This is a genomic window from Elizabethkingia argenteiflava, assembly GCF_009904105.1.
Classification (GTDB): Bacteria; Bacteroidota; Bacteroidia; order Flavobacteriales; family Weeksellaceae; genus Elizabethkingia; species Elizabethkingia argenteiflava.
Genome location: NZ_JAAABJ010000449.1, coordinates 1 through 255, shown reverse-complemented (window position 1 = coordinate 255; position 255 = coordinate 1). Strand labels below are relative to the sequence as shown.

Here is a 255-nt window from a genome sequence, read left to right as displayed (position 1 = left end):
CCCATAAGAAAACAAGTTGCGCTTGGTGCGATTGTAAACACTACGTTCAATCCTAGAGGATAAATTGAAAGGTAATTTTCTGAATAAATTCCGCTCTGAATCAATACTCATAAATTCTGAAGTTAAGCCTATGGAGATTAACTCAAGATCTGACAATTGGGGATTGCGGATTTGATTTAAAAAATTCATTTTACTTTCAATTGTTATCAGTATCTCTAATATTTTTTCATAATTTGCGGTAAAACTGTTCATATT

At 31.4% G+C, this 255-nt stretch carries 1 pseudogene; it reads right to left on the bottom strand.

Going from position 1 to position 255, the window contains the following annotated elements:
- Nucleotides 1-252, bottom strand: a pseudogene (locus GNY06_RS05270) (IS982 family transposase); the annotation flags it as partial.
- Nucleotides 253-255 lie beyond the last annotated feature (3 nt).